Genomic DNA, 21,118 nt, shown 5'->3' with positions numbered 1-21,118 from the left:
CCGTGGACGTTCGGTGACCGCCGGGGCCATCGTCGGTGCATGCGGTGGGGGATCCGTGCGGCGGGGCTGTCGCTCGCGCTCTTCCTGACCGCCTGCTCGGGGGGAGGGGGCGGTGCGGCCGCGTCGTGCGCCGGCCCGCACGCCATGGTCAGCCCTCCGGAGGCGCGGGTGGGCGAGGAGGTCGTGCTCACCGTCGACCGGCTGTTCGAGGGGTGCGACGACACCGGTGGCACCGGCGACGAGCGGCCGCTGACCGACGTGCCGGTGGGCTTCGTGCAGGGCGGCGTGCGCGTGCCGGTCGGCACGGTGAGCAGCACCGCCGAGGACTCCACCGGCCGGCTGGTGTTCCGGGTGCCGGACTCGGCGTCCCCGGGGCCGGCGCAGGTCACCGTGTTCGCCGACGACCGGCTCGCCGTGGATCTCGCCGTCCGGGCCTGAGCCGGTCCTAGGCGGCCATGGGCTGTGCCGGCTCCGCGGCCGGCGCGGCCGCCCGGCGGACCACCCGCCGCTGCCGGGCCAGGCCGGCGACCGCGACGAGGGCCAGCGCGATGACCGTGGCGGCGTAGACCTCGGTGGCGGTCTCCAGGCCCACCGAGCCGGCGGCGATGCCCGCGATGATCGCCGGCACGCTGAAGCCGAGGTACCCGACCACGTAGATGGCGGCGAAGATGCCGCCCCGCTGCCCGGGCGCGGTGCCGGCGGTGATCGTGGCGACCGCGCCCAGGAAGGCGGCGCCGAAGCCGAGGCCGGAGACCGGCGCGGCGACGAAGAACAGCACGGTGCCGGCGAGCGCGACGGCGACCAGCGTGCCGGCGACGCCCACGCAGAAGAGCAGGCAGCCGCCGACCATCGCGCGCTCGGGGGCCAGCGGGCGGGCGAGCACCGCGCCGATCGCGGCGGCGCCCTGCATGGCGACGATGACCAGGCTGCCGAGCAGGTGGTCGGAGATGCCGAAGACCCCGTCGGCCAGCGACGGGCCGAGGGAGAGGTAGAGCCCGCCCAGCGCCCACATGGCCAGCAGCGCCGGGGTGGCGACGAGGAAGGCCGCGCGCTGGGCCGGCGGCACGTGCACGCGGGGCCACAGCGAGGCGGCGGCACCGGGCAGCCGCGGCGAGGTCTCGGGCAGCCTCAGCACGGCCACCGCGGCGACGAGCAGGACGGCGGTCAGGGCGCCGAAGACCCAGTCGGTGGGCGCCGGGACGAACTCGACGGCCAGCCCCGCACCGAGGGCGCCCAGGGACAGCCCGACGCCGGGCGAGGCGCTGTTGACCAGCGCCCCCAGCGGCCGCCGGCTGCTCTGGAAGTCGAGCAGGGCCGCACCGAGCGTGCTGGTCAGCGCGCCCATCGACAGGCCCTGGACCACGCGGGCGGCCATCAGCCAGCCGACGCCGTCCGCGGCGAGGAACAGCACCATGGCCCCCGCCTGCAGCGCGAGGCCCGCGGCGAGCACGGGCCGCCGGCCCAGGTGGTCCGACAGCGCGCCGACGACGAGCAGCGAGGCGAGCAGCGCGAACGCGTAGACGGCGAAGACCGTCGTCAGCACGCCGGAGGTGAAGTCGAACCGCTCCTGGTAGACGCGGTACAGCGGCGAGGGGACCCCGGAGGCGGCCAGGACCAGCAGCAGCAGCGCGGTCACCGACCAGAACGCCCCGGCGCGGGAGGGAGTGCGGGACGGGGCGTGGTTGGGCACGCCAACGGACAAGGCGGACGCGCCGGTCCGCATTCCCCGGCCCGGCGCGCCGCCCGGGTCAGTCCCGGGTGAAGCCCGCCGGCACGAGGACGTCGTCGCGGGTCAGGTCGTGTACCGAGCCCTTGCCGAGGCCGAGCAGCGCCTCGTCCACGCCCGAGCGCAGGATCGACAGCACGTTGGAGACGCCGCGCTCGCCGCCGGCGGCCAGGCCCCACAGGTAGGCGCGGCCGACCATCACCGCGCGGGCGCCCAGCGCGAGGGCCTTGACCACGTCGCCGCCGCGCCGGACGCCGCCGTCGAGCAGCACCTCGACCTGGTCGCCGACCGCGTCGACGACCCCGGGCAGCGACCGGATGGCGCCCGGGGTGCTGTCGAGGTTGTTGCCGCCGTGGGTGGAGACGGAGATGGCGGTGGCGCCGGCGTCGACCGCGCGTCGGGCGTCGTCGGGCCGGGTGATGCCCTTGACCATGAACGGCCCGCCCCACTGCTCGGCGAGCCAGGCGACGTCCTCCCAGCGCGGCAGCGCGGTGCCCATCCACTCGCCGTAGGCGCCGAAGAAGGTGGGCGGCTGCTCGTCGCCGAGGGCGAGGTTGGGCACGGTGAGGTCGGGGATCGACCCGGTGCGCAGGTAGGTGGCCAGCCAGCGCGGCTTGCGCAGCACCTCGGGCGCGAACTTGACCGCGTTCTTCAGGTCGATCTTCTCGGGGATGGGCGGGGCGCCCCAGTCGCGGCGGGAGGCGAAGGACCAGTCGAGGGTGACGATCAGGCCCGTGGCGCCGGCGGCCCGGGCGCGCTCGGCGCGGGCGAGGATCCGCTCGCGGGAGCCGACCCAGTACATCTGGAAGAACAGCTTGTCGTTGGCGGCGGCGACCTCCTCCACCGGCTTGCTGGCGAAGGAGGACAGGCCCATCGCGGTGCCCGCGCCGGCCGCGGCGCGGGCGACGGCGACCTCGCCGTCGGGGTGCACGGCCTGCACGCCGGTCGGGGAGATGAGCACCGGGAAGGAGATCTCCTGGCCCATCACGGTGGTGGCCAGCTCGCGCTTCTCGGGCAGGTCGGCCACGTGCGGGCGGAAGCCGAGCTCGTCGAAGGCGGCGACGTTGTCGCTGAGTGTCAGGCCCTTCTCCGTGCCGGCGTACAGCGCCAGGTAGACCGAGCGGGGGAGCCGCCGCTTGGCGCGCTCCTGCGCCTCGGCGACGGTCTCGAACCAGTCCCGCGTGCTGGCCATGGCGTTACCTCCGGACCCCGGCGACCCGGCGCGCCGTCGCGCCCGTCAGTCGGCGGGCCCATCCTGCACCGAAATGGCACTCAGTGTCACGCGGGATACCGGCGGGGCGTCCAGACCGCTCCCGAGGGGGTGAGCCGGGTCTGCGAGGAACCGATGAGCACCAGGCAGCGCATGTCGACCGTCTCCGGGTCCAGCGCGCCGAGCGTGGTCACCCGCAGCTCCTCCTCCGGCCCGCCGACGTCCCGGCCGACCACCACGACGGTCTCGGGGGCACGCACCTCGAGCAGCGCGGCCAGCGCCTCGCCCAGCTGGTGCGGCCGCGCCTTCGACCGGGGGTTGTAGACCGCGATGACCAGGTCGGCGGCGGCGGCGTGCCGCAGCCGGTCCAGGACGACGTCGAAGGGCTTGAGGACGTCGGACAGGCTGAGCACCGCGAAGTCGTGGCCCAGCGGCGCGCCCACCCGCGAGGCGACCGCCTGCGCCGCGGTCAGTCCGGGCACCACCCGCACCGGGACGTCCACGTACTCCGGCCGGGCGGCCACCTCGAGCACCGCCGAGGCCATCGCGAACACGCCGGGGTCGCCGCTGGAGACGACCGCGACCCGCCGTCCGGACCGCGCGAGCTCCAGGGCGTGCGCCGCACGCTCGGCCTCCACCCGGTTGTCGCTGGCGTGCCGGGTCTGCCGCGGGTTGGCCGCCACCCGGTCCAGGTAGGGGCCGTAGCCGACCAGGTCGTCGGCCATGGCCAGGGCCTCGGCGGCCTCGGGCGTGGTCCAGGCGCGCTTGCCCGGGCCCAGGCCGACCACGACCACCTCGCCGGTGCGCGGCTGCTCGGCGGTCGCGGCAGGGTCCTGCGCGGGCGTCGGCCGGGTGAGCGGGCTGGGCAGCAGGGCCAGGGAGAAGTAGGGGACGGTCGCCGGGTCGACGTCGGCCAGCGGCATGGTGCGCTGGCGGCCGGTGGTGGCCCGCTCGACGTAGAGGGCGCGGTCGAGCACGCCCGCGGCGTCGAAGGCCTCCCGCACCTGCGGGAACGTGCGGCCGAGCTTCATCACCGCCGCCGAGTCGGTGGTCGCCAGCCACTCGGCGAGCTCCTCGGCCGGCAGCGTGCCGGGCAGCACGGTGAGCACCTCGTCGCGCTCGACCAGCGGCCGGCCGACCACCGCCGCGGCGCCGCTGACGCTGGTCACGCCCGGCACGACCTCGGTCGGGTACCGGTCGGCCAGGCGCTTGTGCATGTGCATGTAGGAGCCGTAGAAGAACGGATCGCCCTCGGCCAGGACGACGACGTCGCGGCCGGCGTCCAGGTGCGCGGCGAGGCGGGCCGCGGCGGACTCGTAGAACTCGTCGATCGCGCCCTGGTAGCCGCCGGGGTGGTCGGTGGTCTCGGTGGTGACCGGGTAGACCAGCAGCTCCTCGACCTGGCCGGGCCGCAGGTAGGGCTCGGCGACCGAGCGGGCCACCGACCGGCCGTGCTGGGCGGCGTGGAAGGCGACGACGTCGGCGGCGGCGATCAGCCGGGCCGCCTTGACCGTCACCAGCTCCGGGTCGCCCGGGCCCAGCCCGACGCCGTACAGGCGGCCGGTCACGCGCTGCCCGCCGCTCATTCCTCCTCGCTCGCGATCGCGTTGACCGCCGCGGCGGTGATGGCGCTGCCCCCGCGCCGGCCGCGCACCACCAGGTGCTCCAGACCCGACCCGACCAGCGCCTCCTTCGACTCCGCCGCACCGATGAAGCCGACCGGGATGCCGATGACGGCCGCCGGCCGGGGCGCGCCGGCGGCGACCATCTCGAGCAGGTGGAACAGCGCGGTGGGCGCGTTGCCGATGGCGACCACGGCGCCGTCGAGCCGGTCGCGCCACAGCTCGAGGGCGGCGGCGGTGCGGGTGGTGCCGAGCTCGGCGGCCAGCTGCGGGGTGCGCGGGTCGCCCAGCGTGCAGACGACGTCGTTGTCGGCGGGCAGCCGGCGGCGGGTGATGCCGGAGGCGACCATCTGCGCGTCGCACAGCACCGGGGCGCCGGCCCGCAGCGCGGCGCGGGCGTCGCCGATCACGGCGGGGGAGAAGACGACGTCGTCGACGAGGTCGACCTGCCCGCAGGCGTGGATCATGCGCACGGCCACGCGGGCCACGTCGGCGGGCAGCCGCGACAGGTCGGCCTCGGCGCGGATCGTGGCGAAGGACTGCCGGTAGATCTCGGCGCCGTCCTTCTCGTACGCGTAGGCGCGCTGCGGCTGCCGGGGCTGGTCGTCTCGGGTCATCGTCATCGCGGGAGGGAGGCTACTTCCCGGTAGAGGACTGGCCCGCGGCGCGGCGGGGCATCCCGCCGTCCATGGCGCTCCCCAAGGTCCTCGTCCTCGTGCTCGCCGGTGGCAAGGGCAGCCGTCTGGAACTGCTCACCGAGACCCGTGCGAAGCCGGCGGTGCCGTTCGCGGGGGTGTACCGGCTGGTCGACTTCCCGCTGTCGAACTGCCAGCACTCCGGGATCGCCGACGTCTGGGTGTCGGTGCAGTACCAGCCGCAGTCGCTGTCGGAGCACCTGGCCAACGGCCGGCCGTGGGACCTCGACCGCACCACCGGCGGGCTGATGGTGCTGCCGCCGTTCCAGGGCAACGAGCGCGGCGGCTTCACCGAGGGCACCGCCGACGGGTTGTGGCGGCAGGCCGAGCTGGTCCGCGGGTTCGCCCCCGACGCGCTGGTCGTGGTCAGCGCCGACGCGGTCTACCGGCTGGACTACCGCGAGGTGGTCGACACCCACCTGGGCTCCGGCGCGGAGGTCACGATGGTGACCACGGAGGTCGCCGCCGACGACGCGTCGCGCTACGGGATCGTGCAGGTCGACGGCGACCGGGTCACCGACTACGCCTACAAGCCCGACGAGCCCGCGACGACCACGGCCACCAACGAGGTGTTCGTGTTCTCCCCGCGGCAGACGCTGGACCGCCTGGAGGCACTGGGCGAGGAGGTCGGCGAGGACGGGCTGGAGGACCTCGGCTCGCACCTGCTGCCCGCCCAGACCCGTGACGGGGCGGCGCGCGCGTTCCCGCTGCGCGGCTACTGGCGCGACGTCGGCACGGTGCCGGCCTACTGGGAGGCGCATCGGGACTTCCTGTCCGCGGATCCGCCGCTCGACCTGGACACCCCCGCCTGGCCGGTGCACACCCGCGGCGGCCGGCACAGCGCCGCCCGGGTGCTCGACGACGGGCAGATCGAGAACAGCCTGCTCTCCGGCGGAACGCGGATCTCCGGCGACGTGCGCGGATCGGTGCTGTCGCCGGGGGTGATCGTGGAGCGGGGCGCGACGGTCGTCGACTCGGTGCTGCTGCCCGGGGTGCGGGTGCGGGCGGGGGCGACCGTGACGCGCTCGGTGATCGACGACGGCGTCGACGTCGGGGAGGGCGCGAGCGTCGGCGGGGACGGCGACATCGCGCTGCTCGGCCGGGGGGTGCGGGTCGACGACGGCGCGGAGATCGCCGCCGGGGCGCGCTACCCGGACCCGTCGGAGGACTGAGGGGCGCCCTCGGGGCAGTGCTCCCGCTCCGTCAGTCCGCCGGCAGGTCGACCCGGTACCCGTCGAGCGTCGCCACGACGTCCACCACCGCCCCGCGCGGCCGGCCGCAGCGGCGCGCGCAGCCGGCCCAGTGCTGGCGGGCGCCGGCGGCCGGCAGGGCACCGGCGGCGACGGCGGCCGCGGCGTCGGCGCGCACGTCGGCGAGCGACTTCGCGCAGCCGGGCCGGCCGGCGCACGCGGTGACCGACAGCCACGCGCTGCCCGGGTCGAGCTCCAGGCCGGCACGGGCGAGCGCGTCGGCGACCCGCGCGTCGGGAAGGTCGGGCACGACGACGCTGCGCCAGGGCGTCACCTGCAGCTCGCCGGTCGAGACGGCGGCCAGCAGCTCGGCCTGCGGCGCGGTCAGCCGCCCGAGGGGGATCACCGCCACCAGCGCCGTCCGCCCGTCGGTCTGGGCGACCGCCCCCGCGCCGGGAGGCGGCGCGGCCGGCAGCGGCCGGGGCGCGACGGCCCCGCCCAGCCGGGCGGCGACCCGGGCCGGGCCGTCGGTCAGCTCCGCCAGCCGCCAGGCGGCGCTGGCCTGCGCCGCGCGCTCGTCGAGGAAGGCCCGCGTCGCGGCCAGCGCGAGCGGCACCGCGTCGTCCGGGGCGGCGCGCAGCCCGCTGTCGGCGCCGGCCAGCGTGAGCGCGACGGCGTCCGGTGCCAGCGCCAGCAGGCCGACGTCCCCACCGAGCCCGGCGACGTCGCCGCGGCCGTCGTCCAGCGTGGCGAGGTACCGGCCGGGCAGCCCGGCCAGGGCCGGATCGGCGCACAGGCCGGCGTCGAGGGCCCGCACCCACGGGCGGACGTCGAGCAGGCTGCCCGCCGCCCGGCCGGTCAGCGCGCTGGCCAGCACGTTGCGCACCCGTTCGTGCGTGGCGCTGGGCAGCAGGCCCGCGCCGGCCAGCCGGTCGCCCAGCTCCGCCGACGCCCCGTCGGCCAGGCCGCGCAGCTGCACGTTGCCGCGGCTGGTGAGCTCGAGGGCGCCGTCGCCGAGGTCGCGGGCGGCCGCCGCGAGCACCCGGAGCTGGCCGGGGGCGAGCAGCCCGCCGGGCACGCGGACCCGCGCCAGGGCCCCGTCGGCGGCGGCGTGGGTCTGCAGCGCGCCGGGGCAGGCGTCGGGCTCGGTACGGGCAGCGGTCATCGCGGCAGCGAGGCTACGTCGCCCGCGCCGCCGGCGGTCAGGCGTCGAACGACGTCCACACCCGCCGGCGCTCGGCCCGGCCGGTGACCGCCGCCATCGCCGCCACCCGCCGCTGCTGGTCGGCGGTGGCGGTGTGCTGCACGACGGCGACCTCGGCGTCGCGCATCGCCCGCTCGGCGGCGAACTCCGCGGGCGTGGAGGGGTACTCGGCGGCGGAGAAGCCGTCGTCCTCGGCCGGCCGGGCGTACGGGCTGTCCGGCGGCAGGTTGCCGCTCACCCGCCCGTAGGCGCCGAGCAGGAGCAGCACCAGGCCGGCGACGACCGAGAACGCCACGTTGCTCAGGCCGAAGGCGAGCAGGTTCCAGTCGGTCCGCAGCACGGCCAGGTTCGCCAGGGCCGAGACCAGGAAGAGCACGCCGACGACGATCATGACCGTCGAGGCGATCCGCGGGCCGCGGAACGCCGCGGCGACCAGCACCGCCGCGGTGACCAGCGAGATCGTCGAGAGCAGGCCGTTGGACGACAGGCCGAGGATCCGCTCGCCGTCGGTCGAGAAGAAGTCCAGGCCGTCGGCGAGTCCGAGGACGCCGAAGACGGCGAGGACGGCGGCGACGACGACCGCGCCCACCCGGTGCACGACCGGGACGCGGGCGCCGGGGGTGGGCGCGGGGCCGGCCGGGTGGTCGGTCCGCTGCCGTCGGGGGAGGTGCAGGGTCATGGCGACTCCTCGCGAGATCCGGGAACATCCCGACTTCGCCGCCGCCGCGGGCCCCGGATGCGGGAAGCGCCGGACCGGCTCCGCGGTTGGAGGGGGCATGACCCAGCCGTTCGAGATGGACCTGCACTCGGAGTTCCTGCGCGCGGACCTGTTCCTCGCCATGGGGCAGCCGATCGAGGCCGCCCGCGTGCTGGAGCCCGTGGTCGAGGCCGAGCCGCGCAACGAGGCGGCGCTGGAGCTGCTGGCCCGCAGCTACTTCGCCTCCGCCCAGCTCGGCCGCGCCGAGGAGGCGCTGGGCCGCCTGGTCGACCTCGCCCCGGCCAACGGGTGGGCCCGCCGGGCGCTGGCCCGCACGCTGGAGCGGCAGAGCCGCGCCGGCGAGGCCGCCGTCCACCACCGGGTGGCCGACGCCCTGGGCGCGGCCCGCTGATCCGGGTCAGCCCACCGGCGTCAGCACGATCACGCCGATCTGCCGGCTGACCTGCGCCTGGTAGCCGTCGTACCCGGAGAAGCCGCCGAGCAGGAGCTGCCACAGCCGCTCCCGCTCGGCGCCCTCCGCCCGCCGGGCGCGCACCGGGAACCGCCGGCCGGCCAGCTCCACCTCGGCGGCGGGCTCGGCCTCCAGGTTGAGCGCCCACTGCGGCTCGGCGTCGATGCCGCCGTTGGACGCGGCCACCACGAGGTGCTCGCCGTCGCGCACGTGGAGCAGCGGCGTGGTGAACAGCCGGCCCGAGCGGCGGCCCCGGTGGGTCAGCAGGAGCACCTGACCGCCCCGGAACCGGCTGCCCACCCGGCCGCGGGTGCGCCGGACGAGGGCCACGTGCACCGCCGAGACGTGCCGGCTGACGACGGTGAGCAGCTGGTCACGGGTCATGTCCGCCTCTTTCGTTTGAGTGTCGCTCTGACGAATATCGGCACGGTAGGGTGAATCCGTGGCCGAGGGCAAGAGGGGGTACCGCTCGCCGTTGCGGGCGGCGCAGGCGCAGCGCACCCGCGCCGTCGTCCTGGACGCCGCGACCCGGTGCTTCCTCGAGCGCGGCTACGCGGCCACGTCGATGAAGGACGTCGCGACGGCGGCCGGCGTCTCGGTGCCGACGGTGTTCGCGCAGGGCGGCAAGGCGGCGCTGCTGCTGGCCTGCGTCGACCGCACGCTCGTGGGGGACGACGAGGCGGCCCCGCTGCTGGCCCGCGAACTGTTCGTGCGGTTCGCCGAGGCCCCCGACCGGGCCGGCCGGCTGGCCGCGCTGCGGGCGATCGCCGCCGATCGGGTGCCGGCGGTCACCCCGATGCTGCGGGTGTTCCAGGCGGCTGCCGCGGCCGATGCGGAGATCGCCGCGGCCTGGGCCGACTACGAGGGCCGGCGCCGCGCGGACATGCGCCGGATGGTCGAGGCGTTCGCACCGGACCTGCGGGCGGACCTCGACGCCGAGGCGGCCACCGACATCTGGTGGGCCGTCCTCGGGCACGAGCCGGCCGACCGGTTCATCCGGGAGCTCGGCTGGTCGGCCGAGCGCTACGCCGACTGGCTGGTCGACGCCGTGGCCCGCCTGCTGCTGCGCTGACGTCCGCGCCGCTTGACCTCGAGTGCGATCGAGCTCCTAGCGTCCGGCGCATGCCGCCCGCCGCGCACCCGACGATGAGTTCCGGCCGTGGCGCCGGTCCGACCCTCCGGGGGCAGCGCGCCCCCCGGCAGGCGGGAGGCGGGCGGCCGTGAGCATGGAGATGACGGCGTGGTCGGCGCTGTCCAACGCGATGCACGGCCGCACCGAGCGGCGGCCGTTCTCCTGGGCGACCGTCCGCCGGGTCATGGCCTTCGCCCGGCCGCACCGGCGGCGGATCGTGTCGTTCGTGGCCGTCGGCGTCGTCGAGGCGGTCCTGACCGTCGCCACCCCGCTGCTGGCCGGCCGGGTGGTCGACGCCATCGTGGAGGGCAGCGACGCGTCGGTGGTGATCTGGCTGGCCGTGCTCATCGCGGTCATCGCCGTCGTCGGCACCGGGCTGTCGCTGCTCGGCCGCTTCCTGTCCGCGAGCCTCGGCGAGGGGCTCATCCTCGACCTGCGCACCGCCGTCTTCGACCACGTGCAGCGGATGCCGGTCGCCTTCTTCACCCGCACGAAGACCGGTGCGCTGGTCTCCCGGCTGAACAACGACGTCATCGGGGCGCAGCGGGCCTTCAGCGACACCCTGGCCGGGGTCGTGAGCAACACGGTCACGCTGCTGCTCACCCTCGGCGTGATGCTGACGCTCTCGTGGCAGGTGACGGTCCTGTCGCTGCTGCTCCTGCCGGCGTTCCTGCTGCCCGCGCGGCGGATCGGCAGCCGTCTGGCCGGGCTCGGCCGCGAGGCCGCCGACCACAACGCGGCCATGACCGGGCAGACGACGGAGCGCTTCTCCGCGCCGGGCGCCACGCTGGTCAAGCTGTTCGGCCGCCCCGACCGGGAGTCCGCCGAGTTCGCGGCGCGGGCGCGCCGCGTGCGCGACATCGGGGTGCGGACGGCGATGGTGCAGTGGGCCTTCGTCAGCGCGCTGATGCTGGTGTCGGCGCTGGCGCTCGCGCTGGTCTACGGCCTCGGCGGCTTCTACGCGCTGCGCGGCTCCCTCGACCCCGGCGCCGTGGTCGCGCTGGCCCTGCTGCTCACCCGCCTGTACGCCCCGCTCACGGCGCTGGCCAGCGCCCGGGTGGACGTCTCGTCGGCGATGGTGAGCTTCGAGCGGGTCTTCGAGGTGCTCGACCTGGTGCCGCTGGTGCGCGAGCGGCCCGACGCCCGGGAGGTGCCCGACGGGCCGGTCCGGGTCGAGCTGGACTCCGTCTCCTTCGGCTATCCGTCGGCCGACCGCGTCTCGCTGGCATCGCTGGAGGACGTCGCCCAGCTCGACGGCCGCGGCGGCGTCGAGGTGCTGCACGACGTCTCGTTCACCGTCGAGCCGGGGCAGGTCGTCGCCATCGTCGGCTCCTCGGGCGCCGGGAAGTCGACGATCGCCTCGCTGCTGCCGCGGCTCTACGACGTCGACGCCGGCGCCGTGCGGCTGGGCGGCGTCGACGTCCGCGACCTCACCTTCGCCTCGATCCGCCGGACCCTCGGCCTGGTGACCCAGGACGGGCACCTGTTCCACGAGTCGCTGCGGTCCAACCTGCTGCTGGCCGCACCGGAGGCGACCGACGAGGAGCTGTGGGCGGTGCTCGAGCGGGCCCGGCTGGCCGATCTGGTCCGCGCCCTGCCCGACGGGCTGGACACCGTCGTCGGGGAGCGCGGCTACCGGTTCTCCGGCGGGGAGCGGCAGCGGCTGACCATCGCCCGGCTGCTGCTGGCCCGGCCGCGGGTGGTGCTGCTCGACGAGGCCACCGCGCACCTGGACTCGACGTCGGAGGCGGCCGTGCAGGCCGCGCTGGACGAGGCGCTGGAGGGGCGGACGGCGATCGTCATCGCGCACCGGCTGTCGACCGTGCGGGCCGCCGACTGCATCCTCGTGCTCGAGGGCGGGCGGATCGTCGAGCGCGGCCGGCACGCCGAGCTGCTGGCGGCCGGGGGGCGCTACGCGCAGCTGTACCGCACGCAGTTCGCCGAACCGGACGAGCCGGTGGCCGTCGGCGCCGGGGCCCCGGTCGCCGGGTAGCGTCCGGGCATCACGGCAGTGCGCCGGGAAGCCGGTGAGACCCCGGCGCGGTCCCGCCACTGTGTGCCCCGTCGGGGGCGAGCCAGACACCGCGGCTGCCGTGCCCGACGACCCGGGGCGCGGACCCCGAGTGAGGACCACGCGTGTTCGTCCTGCTCTCCACCAGCGACACCGACCTGCTCTCCGCCCGTGCCAGCGGCGCGGAGTGGCGGCTGGGCAACCCGACCCGGCTCGGCGACGACGGCGTCGCCGCGCTCGCGGAGGGCGCCGAGCTCGTCGTCGTCCGGATCCTCGGCGTGCGCCGGCAGTACGAGGCGATGCTGGCGCCGCTGCTGGCCGGGCCCGCGCCGGTCGTCGTCCTCGGCGGGGAGCAGGTGCCCGACGCCGAGCTGATGGAGCTCTCGACGGTGCCCATGGGCGTGGCCACCGAGGCGCACGGCTACCTGGCGCAGGGCGGCCCGGAGAACCTGGTGCAGCTGCACCGGTTCCTCTCCGACACCGTGCTGCTCACCGGCGAGGGCTTCGACCCGCCCGCGGTCGCGCCCGACTGGGGCGTGCTCGAGCGGCCGGGGGCGCGCACCGAGGGGCCGCGGGTCGCCGTCCTCTACTACCGGGCGCACCACCTGGCCGGGAACACCGCGTTCGTCGAGGAGCTGTGCCGGGCGGTCGAGGCCGCCGGTGGCAGCGCGCTGCCGGTGTTCACCTCGTCCCTGCGCATGGTGTCGCCCGAGCTGCTGGAGACGCTGCGCGGCGCCGATGCCCTCGTGGTCACCGTGCTCGCCGCGGGCGGCTCGCGGCCGGCCACCGCGCAGGCCGGCGGGGACGACGGCGCGTGGGACGTCGGCGCGCTCGCCGAGCTCGACGTGCCGGTGATCCAGGGGCTGTGCCTGACCCGCTCGCGGGCGGAGTGGCTGGCCGACGACGACGGGCTCTCGCCGCTCGACGTCGGCAACCAGGTGGCGATCCCCGAGTTCGACGGCCGGCTGATCAGCGTGCCGTTCTCCTTCAAGGAGACCGACGCCGACGGCCTGACCTCCTACGTCGCCGACCCCGAGCGGGCCGCCCGCGTCGCCGGCACGGCGGTCGCCCACGCCCGGCTGCGGCACACGTCCCCGGCCGAGCGCCGCATCGTGGTGATGCTGAGCGCCTACCCGACCAAGCACGCCCGGATCGGCAACGCCGTCGGCCTGGACACCCCCGCGTCGGTGGTGCGGCTGCTGGCCGCGATGGCTGGCCAGGGCTACGACATCGGCCCGTTCGACGGGCCGGGCGCGCTGCCCGGCGTCGCCGACCTCGACGGCGACGCGCTGGTGCACGCGCTCATCGCCGCCGGCGGGCAGGACGCCGACTGGCTGACCGCCGAGCAGCTGTCGGGCAATCCGGTGCGCATCCCCGCCGCGGCCTACCGGGCCTTCTTCGACACCCTTCCCGAGGACCTCCGCGCCGCCATGGTCGAGGCGTGGGGCGAGCCGCCGGGTGCGCTGTTCGTGGACGAGACCGACGACTCGATCGTCTTCGCCGCCCTACGCGCCGGCAACGTCGTGGTGATGGTGCAGCCGCCGCGCGGCTTCGGCGAGAACCCGATCGCGATCTACCACGACCCGGACCTGCCGCCCTCGCACCACTACCTGGCGGCCTACTGGTGGCTGCGCTCGGAGTTCGGCGCGCACGCGCTGGTGCACGTCGGCAAGCACGGCAACATGGAGTGGCTGCCCGGCAAGACCGTGGGGCTGTCGGCCTCCTGTGCCCCCGACGCCGCGATCGGCGACCTGCCGCTGGTCTACCCGTTCCTGGTCAACGACCCCGGCGAGGGCTCGCAGGCCAAGCGGCGCGCGCACGCCACGCTGGTCGACCACATGGTGCCGCCCATGGCCCGCGCCGACACCTACGGCGACATCGCCCGGCTGGAGCAGCTGCTCGACGAGCACGCCAACGTCGCGGCGATGGACCCGGCCAAGCTGCCGGCGGTCCGCGCGCAGATCTGGACGCTGCTGCAGGCGGCCCGCCTGGACCACGACCTGGGGCTCCACGAGCGGCCGGAGGACGACCACTTCGACGAGATGATCCTGCACGTCGACGGGTGGCTCTGCGAGATCAAGGACTCCCAGATCCGCGACGGCCTGCACGTGCTGGGCACCCCGCCGTCGGGCCGGGACCGGGTCGACCTGGTGCTGGCGATGCTGCGGGCCCGCCAGATCTGGGGCGGGTCGGTGGCCCTGCCCGGCCTGCGCGAGGCGCTCGGGCTGACCGAGGACGGCACCGCCGGGCTGCGCGCGACCGACGCGGTCGAGGCGCAGGCGGAGGCGCTGGTCGCGGGCATGGAGGAGCGCGGCTGGGCCGCCGGCGCCGTCGCCGACGTCGTCCAGGACGTGCTCGGCCGCGACGACGAGCAGGTCGCCGCCGTGCTCCGCTTCGCCGTCGACGAGGTCGTGCCGCGGCTGGAGCGCACCACCGACGAGCTGGACGCCACGCTGCACGCCCTCGACGGCGGGTACGTGCCGGCCGGGCCGTCGGGCTCGCCGCTGCGCGGGCTGGTCAACGTGCTGCCGACCGGCCGGAACTTCTACTCCGTCGACCCGCGGGCGGTGCCCTCGCGGCTGGCCTGGGAGACCGGCCAGGCGATGGCCGAGTCGCTGGTCGAGCGCTACCTGGCCGACACCGGCTCGTACCCGGCGTCGGTGGGGCTGTCGGTCTGGGGCACCTCGGCCATGCGGACGTCGGGGGACGACGTCGCCGAGGTGCTCGCGCTGCTCGGCGTCCGGCCGGTGTGGGACGACGCCTCCCGGCGGGTGACCGGCCTGGAGCCGGTTCCCCTCGAGGAACTCGGCCGGCCGCGGATCGACGTCACGGTGCGGATCAGCGGCTTCTTCCGGGACGCCTTCCCGCACGTGGTGACCATGCTCGACGACGCCGTGACGCTGGTCGCCGGCCTCGACGAGCCGGCCGGGCAGAACTTCGTCCGCGCCCACGTCGAGGCCGACGTCGCCGGGCACGGTGACCGGCGGCGGGCCACGACCCGGGTGTTCGGCTCCAAGCCGGGTGCCTACGGGGCCGGGCTGCTGTCGCTGATCGACTCGCGGAACTGGCGGGGGGACGCCGACCTCGCCGAGGTCTACGCGGTCTGGGGCGGCTACGCCTACGGCCGTGGGCTGGACGGCGTGCAGGCCCGGCCGGACATGGAGGCGGCCTACCGGCGGATCGCGGTGGCCGCCAAGAACGTCGACACCCGCGAGCACGACATCGCCGACTCCGACGACTACTTCCAGTACCACGGCGGGATGGTCGCCACGGTGCGCGCGCTGACCGGCTCCTCGCCGCGGGCCTACATCGGCGACTCCACCCGGCCGGAGCAGGTGCGCACCCGGTCGCTGACCGAGGAGACCGCCCGGGTGTTCCGGGCCCGGGTGGTCAACCCGAGGTGGCTGGCGGCGATGCGCCGGCACGGCTACAAGGGCGCGTTCGAACTCGCCGCGACCGTCGACTACCTGTTCGGCTACGACGCCACCACCGGCGTGGTCGCCGACTGGATGTACGAGAAGCTCACCGAGACCTACGTGCTCGACCCGGAGAACCGGGCGTTCATGGAGCAGTCCAACCCGTGGGCCCTGCACGGCATCGCCGAGCGGCTGCTGGAGGCGGTGGACCGGGGGATGTGGGAGTCGCCGGACCCTGCGCTGCTGGCCGAGCTCCAGCAGGCCTACCTCGACACCGAGGGCGACCTGGAGGGCGGCGAGACGCCGGCCCAGCAGGGGGCGCCTGCCTGAGCACGAGCGACTCCGCTCGGTGGCGGCACGCCGGGGGCGTCACTCTCGGTGGGTCCGGGGCCGCCCGGCTGGGCACCCAGGGGTCATGAGCATCCTCAACCGACTCCTGGGCACTGCTGAGTCCACCGCGCGCGGTGCTGCACGTGGCGCCGCCTCCGGCCGGGGCATGCGCCGTCCGGCCACCACCGGCCGGATGTCCACGGGCCGCATGTCCGCAGGCCGCGCCGCCGCGCCCCGCGGCATGGGCCGCAAGGGCATGGCCGCCCCGGCAGGCGGTGGCCTGGGCCGGCTGATCGGCTCGCTGACCGGCCGCCGCTGAGCGACGGCCCCCTGTCCCCGGGGGGCCTCAGGCGAGGGCGGCGGCGACCAGCAGGACGACGGTCGCCGCCACCTCGCCCATCGCACCCATCACGTCCCCGTTCACGCCGCCCAGCCGGGCGGTGGCGCGCGCCCGCAGCACCTCGGCGGCCAGCAGCCCGGCCAGCCCGGCGCCCAGCAGGACGGCGGCATCCACCCAGCCTCCGGCGAGCCGGCCGGCACCGGCGAGGAGCACCGCCGCGGCCAGGCAGAGCGCGGCGAACCACGTCCGCGACACCGTGCCGGCGACCGCGCGACCCAGTGACGAGCCCGCCGCCGTCGGCACTCCTGGCAGGCCGGTGCGGGCCATCGCCAGCCGGGCCACCACCGGTGCCGCCCAGACCGCGAGCCAGCCGGCGTCCTGACCGAGCAGTGCGGCCGCCACGGCGACCTGCAGCAGCACGGTCAGCAGCAGTGCGACCACGCCGAACGGGCCGACGTCGCCCTGCCGCATGACCTCCAGCGCCCGCTCGCGCCCGCGCAGCGGACCCAGCCCGTCCGCGGTGTCGGCCAGGCCGTCCAGGTGCAGCCCGCGGGTGAGGAACGCCAGCACCGCCACGCCCAGCACCGCGCCGGGCAGCGGGCCGACCAGCCGGCTGCCGGCGACGGCCACCCCCGCGGCCAGCCCGCCGAGCACCAGGCCGACCAGCGGGGCCCAGGGCAGCACCCCGCGCGCCGAGGCCGCGGCTCGCGCCGGCACGCGCAGCACCGTCAGCAGCGCCGCGGACTCCAGGGGCCCGGTCCACCTCATCGCCGTGCCGCGCTCACCGCAGCCGCTGCGGCAGCCCGGCGACGACGAACCAGACCTCGTCGGCGGTGCCGGCCAGGCGCTGGTTGACCGCGCCGAGGGTGTCGCGGAACAGCCGCCCGGCGCGGGTCTCGGGCACCACGCCGAGGCCCACCTCGTCGCTGACCGCGACCACCGACGCCGGCGTCATCGTCCACGCCTCGACCAGCGCGTCGCAGCGCCGGGCCAGCCGGTCGGCCGAGCCGGGCTCCTCGGTCCACACCCCGGTCTCGTCCATGAGCGCGGCGACCCAGGTGGTGACGCTGTCGACCAGCACCGTCCCGGACCGCAGCAGCGCGCTGGGCGCGGTGGTCTCGACCGTCGTCCAGCCGGCCGGGCGGCGGGCGCGGTGCGCGGCGATGCGCGCGGCCCACTCCGCGTCGTCGGCCACGGGTGCCGACGTGGCCAGGTACACCACGTCGGACCGGCCGGCGAGCAGGGACTCCGCGTGCGCCGACTTGCCCGACCGGGAGCCCCCGAGCACCAGGACCCGGCTCACGCCCGCACCCCGCCGGGCGCCAGCTCCAACCGGGTGACCGTGCCGTTGTGCGGGGTCACTGCCGGCATCGCCTCCGGTCCGAGCCCGGCCGCCACCGCCTGCGCCGCCCGGATGGTGTCGCCGTGCGTGACCAGGGCGACGACCGGCGCCGGGGGAGCGGCCCGCAGCGACGCGAGGTAGCCCCCGACGCGCGCGTGCAGCTCGGCCAGGCTCTCGCCGCCGTCGGCCTTCCAGTGCACGTCGGTCCAGTCGACGACGTCCCACAGGTCGCGGGACCGGCGGCCCTCCAGCACGCCGTACCCCTGCTCGCGCAGCGCGGGTGCGGTGGTGAACGGCAGGCCGGTGGCCGCGGCGCAGTGCTCGGCGGTCTGCACCGCCCGCAGCAGGTCGCTGGTGACCAGCGCTCCCGGTCGCAGCGCCGCCAGCTCGGCGGCGGCCGCGGCGGCCTGGGCGTGACCCTGCTCGGTGAGCGGCACGCCGGCGGTCTGGCCCTGCAGCAGGCCGGCGGCGTTCCACTCGCTCTGCCCGTGCCGGACGAGGAGGAGGGTGAGCGGGCCGGCCATGGTGCACGCGAGCGTAGGCGAGCGCCGTCGGGCTGCCTCCGGGGCGGGCGGTGGGCACCCCCGGCCGGGCTCGTACCGTCGGGGACGTGACCATCCCCGTCCGCCCCGGCGCCGCCCGGCCGGCCGCCCGGCCCGGCACCCCCGATCCGCTGCTCCCGCTGCTCGACCTGCCCGGTGTGCGCGAGGCCGCCGAGGGCGCCCGCGGCCGCATCGACCGGCTGCTGTCCCACCGGCTCATGCGCAACCGGTCCGCCGAGGTCAGCACCGAGTCGGCGCTGCGCGGGGCGCGGGCGTCGGCGGCGCTGGAGGGGGCCGACGTGCCGCTGGCCGAGCTGCGGGCCGGCGCGGCGCAGGACCCGGTCGTGCAGGGGGCGCTGCGGGTCTCCGCGGCGCTGGGCTCGATGGTCGACACCTGGTCGCGCGCGCCCGGGCAGGTGCTGGCCCGGCTGCACGTGCTCGCCGCCGCCGATCTCGCCGAGCGGGGCGACCTCGGCCGTCCCGGCCCGCACGCCGGGCCCCGGCTGTCGGGGATGTTCTCGCTGGTCACCGGCACCACCACGGTGCCCGCGGTGCTCGTCGCGGGGCTGGTGCACGGCGAGCTGGCCGCCCTGGCTCCCTTCGGCAGCGCCGACGGCGTGGTGGCCCGCGCCGCGGCCCGGCTCACCGCGATCACCCGCGGGCTGGACCCCAAGGCGGTGTCGGTGCCCGAGGTCGGCTTCGTGGAGCTCGGGGTGGACGCCTACCGCGAGGCGCTCGCCGGCTACGCGTCCGGCGACCCCGCGGGCGTGGCGGCCTGGCTGGTGCACTGCTGCCGGGCCACCGAGCACGGCGCCCTCGAGGGCCTGGCCATCTGCGAGGCACAGCTCCGCGGCTGACCACCCGGGCTGCGCCCCGCCCGGGGCGGGGGAACAGTGGAGGCCGTGGAACACCTGGACGTCGCCGGGCTCGGCCCGGTCAGCCGCATCGGCCTCGGCACCTGGCAGTTCGGCTCGCGGGAGTGGGGCTACGGCGACGCCTACGCCGAGCGGGAGGCCCGCGCGATCGTGGCGCGCGCCCGCGAGCTGGGGATCACGCTGTTCGACACCGCGGAGATCTACGGCTTCGGCCGCAGCGAGCGCATCCTCGGCGAGGCGCTGGGCGACGAGCGGGCCGACGTCGTCGTCGCCAGCAAGGTCTTCCCGATCGCGCCCTTCCCGCCGGTGGTCCGCAACCGGCTGGCCGCCAGCGCCGCGCGGCTCGGCCTGGAGCGGATCCCGCTCTACCAGGTGCACCAGCCCAACCCCGTCGTGCCCGACTCGGTGACCATGCCCGGACTGCGGGACCTGCTCGAGGAGGGCCGCATCGGCGCGGTCGGGGTCTCGAACTACTCGCTGGACCGCTGGCAGGCCGCCGATGCGGCACTCGGCCGCCCGGTGGTCAGCAACCAGGTGCAGTTCTCCCTCGCGCGGCCGGCTCCGCTGGACGACCTCGTGCCCTTCGCCGAGCGGGAGGACCGGCTGGTCATCGCCTACAGCCCGCTGGCGCAGGGGCTGCTGGGCGGCCGCTACTCGCGGGCGAACCGGCCCAGCGGCGTGCGCGCGGCCAACCCGCTGTTCGGCACCGAGAACCTGCGCCGCGCCGAGCCGCTGCTCGCCGTCCTCCGGGAGGTGGCCGACGCGCACGACGTGCGCCCGGCCACGGTGGCTCTGGCCTGGCTGGTCTCGCTGCCCCGGGTGGTGGTCATCCCCGGCGCGTCGAGCGTCGAGCAGCTGGAGGCCAACGCCGCCGCGGCCGACGTCCGGCTGCGGGAGGACGAGCAGCGTGCGCTGACCGCGGCGGCGCGGGCGTTCCGCCCGGTCTCGGCGGCGCGCACCCTCGTCGACGGGGTGCGGGAGCGGCTGGGGGTCTGACCGCCCGGTCAGCGCGGCGCGAGCACGAAGCCGGCGACCGCGACGGCGACCAGCGCGGCCAGGGTGGCCGTCGCCGACACCAGCCACGCGCCGCTGACGGCCGCGACCGCCAGCCCGCCGATCAGCACCAGCCACGGTCCGGACATCGAGACGACCAGGCCCAGCCGGCGGCGCACCGAGGGGCGTCGCGCCGGGCCGGTCCGCGCCGTCTGCCCGAACAGGACCGCGCCGGTGCAGGCGCCCAGCACCGCCAGCCAGGCGAGGGCGAGGGTCAGCACGACCCGCAGGATCGCGCAGCGACCGGCCCCGTGCCCGGTGACCCGCCGGAGGAGGGAACCGGAGCTCAGGCGCCCCGGCGGCGGCGCCGGCCGGCGGCCGGTGCGGAGGGCAGCGGCGCAGCGGCCGTCGTGGCGTCGCGCAGCGCCCGCCGGCGGGCGTACCAGGCCAGCCCGACCACCGCGGCGCCCACCCCCATGGCCGCGCCGGTGACCACCGGCGTGGAGGGGACGGAGAACCGGGCCCGCATCGACACCGGCCGGGAGAACTCCCGCACCGGCCAGCCGCGCTCGGTCGCCGCGCGCCGCAGCGCGCGGTCGGGGTTGACCGCGGTCGGGTGGCCGACGGCCGACAGCATCGGCAGGTCGGTGATCGAGTCGCTGTAGGCGTAGCAGTCGGCCAGGTCGTAGCCCCCGGCCGCGGCCACCTCCCGCATCGCGGCCGCCTTGTTCTCGCCGTAGGCGTAGAACGCGATCTCGCCGGTGTAGCGGCCGTCCTCGACCACCATGCGGGTGGCGACCACCCGGTCGGCGCCGAGCATCTCGCCGATCGGCTCGACCATCTCGGCGCCGCTGCTGGAGACGATGACGATCTCGCGCCCCGCGGCCTTGTGCTCCTCGATGAGGTCGGCGGCCTCGGCGTACACCAGCGGGTCGACGATCTCGTGCAGCGTCTCGCGGACGATCTCGTGCACGGTCGCGACGTCCCAGCCGGTCACCATCCCGGTGATCTGGGAGCGCATCCGCTCCATCTGGTCGGCGTCGGCGCCGGCCAGCGAGAAGACGAACTGCGCGTACGCGCCCTTGAGCACGGCGCGGCGGTTGATCAGCCCGCCCGCGAAGAAGGGGCGGCCGAAGGCCAGGGTGCTGGACTTGGCGATGACCGTCTTGTCCAGGTCGAAGAACGCCGCGGCGCGGGTCACGGTTCACGACTGTAAGCCGACCCGGCGGGTGTGACAGGTCACCCTCGCCGTCCACACCCGTTCGAGTCATCCACAGATCTCCCGTGCGTCTCGCCCGTCCCGGCGGCCTCCCGATGGGGT

General features: G+C 76.4%; 20 protein-coding genes and 1 riboswitch. Of the genes, 8 read left to right on the top strand and 12 right to left on the bottom strand.

Translation table 11 applies throughout. From position 1 onward, the window contains the following. Window positions 1–39: 39 nt before the first annotated feature. Complete coding sequence (locus tag ACI79R_RS09510) at window positions 40–438, top strand: hypothetical protein (RefSeq protein ID WP_456573354.1); 399 nt, start codon at window positions 40–42, stop codon at window positions 436–438. Window positions 439–445: 7 nt separating this feature from the next. Here ACI79R_RS09510 and ACI79R_RS09505 read toward each other — a convergent pair whose 3' ends face one another. The 4 genes from ACI79R_RS09505 to ACI79R_RS09490 all read right to left on the bottom strand — a co-directional run bounded on the left by ACI79R_RS09505 (window position 446) and on the right by ACI79R_RS09490 (window position 5,181). Beyond that, window positions 446–1,690 carry an MFS transporter gene (locus ACI79R_RS09505; protein ID WP_456573353.1) on the bottom strand — a complete coding sequence of 415 codons (1,245 nt, stop codon included), beginning with the start codon at window positions 1,688–1,690 and terminating at the stop codon, window positions 446–448. Window positions 1,691–1,748: 58 nt separating this feature from the next. Beyond that, complete coding sequence (gene mftD / locus ACI79R_RS09500) at window positions 1,749–2,918, bottom strand: pre-mycofactocin synthase MftD (RefSeq protein WP_456573352.1); 1,170 nt, start codon at window positions 2,916–2,918, stop codon at window positions 1,749–1,751. 86 nt (window positions 2,919–3,004) lie between these two features. Further along, entirely contained in the window at window positions 3,005–4,522 is a 1,518-nt protein-coding gene (locus ACI79R_RS09495) for a precorrin-2 C(20)-methyltransferase (protein ID WP_456573351.1), read from the bottom strand. Further along, window positions 4,519–5,181 carry a precorrin-8X methylmutase gene (locus tag ACI79R_RS09490; protein ID WP_456573350.1) on the bottom strand — a complete coding sequence of 221 codons (663 nt, stop codon included), beginning with the start codon at window positions 5,179–5,181 and terminating at the stop codon, window positions 4,519–4,521. Before ACI79R_RS09490 ends, ACI79R_RS09495 begins: the two co-directional genes overlap by 4 nt. 65 nt (window positions 5,182–5,246) lie before the next feature. On the opposite strand from ACI79R_RS09490, the gene ACI79R_RS09485 reads away from it, so the two are divergent. Continuing rightward, window positions 5,247–6,425, top strand: coding sequence for a glucose-1-phosphate adenylyltransferase family protein (locus tag ACI79R_RS09485; protein ID WP_456573349.1), 1,179 nt, complete (start codon window positions 5,247–5,249; stop codon window positions 6,423–6,425). Between the two features lie 31 nt (window positions 6,426–6,456). Here ACI79R_RS09485 and ACI79R_RS09480 read toward each other — a convergent pair whose 3' ends face one another. After that, a complete protein-coding gene (locus ACI79R_RS09480; protein ID WP_456573348.1) occupies window positions 6,457–7,608 on the bottom strand; it encodes a precorrin-3B synthase in 1,152 nt (383 codons plus the stop codon). 37 nt (window positions 7,609–7,645) lie between these two features. Then, window positions 7,646–8,326 (bottom strand): DUF4383 domain-containing protein, encoded by a 681-nt coding sequence (locus ACI79R_RS09475; RefSeq protein WP_456573347.1) that lies wholly within the window; start codon window positions 8,324–8,326, stop codon window positions 7,646–7,648. Window positions 8,327–8,423: 97 nt separating this feature from the next. On the opposite strand from ACI79R_RS09475, the gene ACI79R_RS09470 reads away from it, so the two are divergent. Further along, on the top strand, window positions 8,424–8,756 hold the full coding sequence (locus ACI79R_RS09470) for a tetratricopeptide repeat protein (protein WP_456573346.1): 333 nt from the start codon (window positions 8,424–8,426) through the stop codon (window positions 8,754–8,756). Window positions 8,757–8,762: 6 nt separating this feature from the next. On the opposite strand, the gene ACI79R_RS09465 is transcribed toward ACI79R_RS09470, so the two are convergent. Further along, a complete protein-coding gene (locus ACI79R_RS09465) occupies window positions 8,763–9,200 on the bottom strand; it encodes a nitroreductase family deazaflavin-dependent oxidoreductase (RefSeq protein WP_456573345.1) in 438 nt (145 codons plus the stop codon). Between the two features lie 58 nt (window positions 9,201–9,258). Between ACI79R_RS09465 and ACI79R_RS09460 the strand changes: the two genes are divergently transcribed. From ACI79R_RS09460 to cobN, 3 genes are all read left to right on the top strand, one after another. Next, a complete protein-coding gene (locus ACI79R_RS09460) occupies window positions 9,259–9,888 on the top strand; it encodes a helix-turn-helix domain-containing protein (protein ID WP_456573344.1) in 630 nt (209 codons plus the stop codon). A gap of 154 nt (window positions 9,889–10,042) precedes the next feature. Then, window positions 10,043–11,941: an ABC transporter ATP-binding protein gene (locus ACI79R_RS09455; protein WP_456573409.1), complete on the top strand. Its 1,899-nt coding sequence runs from the start codon at window positions 10,043–10,045 to the stop codon at window positions 11,939–11,941. A 24-nt stretch (window positions 11,942–11,965) separates the two neighbouring features. Further along, a riboswitch (cobalamin riboswitch) is annotated at window positions 11,966–12,033 on the top strand. Between the two features lie 51 nt (window positions 12,034–12,084). Beyond that, window positions 12,085–15,705 (top strand): cobaltochelatase subunit CobN, encoded by a 3,621-nt coding sequence (gene cobN / locus ACI79R_RS09450; protein ID WP_456573343.1) that lies wholly within the window; start codon window positions 12,085–12,087, stop codon window positions 15,703–15,705. Window positions 15,706–16,051: 346 nt separating this feature from the next. Here the strand turns inward: cobN and ACI79R_RS09445 are convergent, their stop codons facing one another. From ACI79R_RS09445 to ACI79R_RS09435, 3 genes are read right to left on the bottom strand one after another with little or no spacing between them, the layout of a single operon-like run. Beyond that, entirely contained in the window at window positions 16,052–16,813 is a 762-nt protein-coding gene (locus ACI79R_RS09445; RefSeq protein ID WP_456573342.1) for an adenosylcobinamide-GDP ribazoletransferase, read from the bottom strand. A gap of 13 nt (window positions 16,814–16,826) precedes the next feature. Next, a complete protein-coding gene (cobU, locus tag ACI79R_RS09440; protein ID WP_456573341.1) occupies window positions 16,827–17,348 on the bottom strand; it encodes a bifunctional adenosylcobinamide kinase/adenosylcobinamide-phosphate guanylyltransferase in 522 nt (173 codons plus the stop codon). Beyond that, window positions 17,345–17,911, bottom strand: coding sequence for a histidine phosphatase family protein (locus tag ACI79R_RS09435; RefSeq protein ID WP_456573340.1), 567 nt, complete (start codon window positions 17,909–17,911; stop codon window positions 17,345–17,347). Before ACI79R_RS09435 ends, cobU begins: the two co-directional genes overlap by 4 nt. 86 nt (window positions 17,912–17,997) lie before the next feature. Between ACI79R_RS09435 and ACI79R_RS09430 the strand changes: the two genes are divergently transcribed. Further along, window positions 17,998–18,786: an oxidoreductase gene (locus ACI79R_RS09430; protein WP_456573339.1), complete on the top strand. Its 789-nt coding sequence runs from the start codon at window positions 17,998–18,000 to the stop codon at window positions 18,784–18,786. 45 nt (window positions 18,787–18,831) lie between these two features. Then, window positions 18,832–19,800 carry an aldo/keto reductase gene (locus ACI79R_RS09425; RefSeq protein WP_456573338.1) on the top strand — a complete coding sequence of 323 codons (969 nt, stop codon included), beginning with the start codon at window positions 18,832–18,834 and terminating at the stop codon, window positions 19,798–19,800. 8 nt (window positions 19,801–19,808) lie between these two features. On the opposite strand, the gene ACI79R_RS09420 is transcribed toward ACI79R_RS09425, so the two are convergent. Continuing rightward, window positions 19,809–20,078 carry a hypothetical protein gene (locus ACI79R_RS09420; RefSeq protein ID WP_456573337.1) on the bottom strand — a complete coding sequence of 90 codons (270 nt, stop codon included), beginning with the start codon at window positions 20,076–20,078 and terminating at the stop codon, window positions 19,809–19,811. 65 nt (window positions 20,079–20,143) lie between these two features. Beyond that, on the bottom strand, window positions 20,144–20,998 hold the full coding sequence (locus ACI79R_RS09415) for an HAD family hydrolase (RefSeq protein ID WP_456573336.1): 855 nt from the start codon (window positions 20,996–20,998) through the stop codon (window positions 20,144–20,146). Window positions 20,999–21,118 lie beyond the last annotated feature (120 nt).

It is taken from the genome of Blastococcus sp. SYSU D00820 (assembly GCF_054050695.1).
This window is presented reverse-complemented; position numbering and strand designations above follow the sequence as displayed.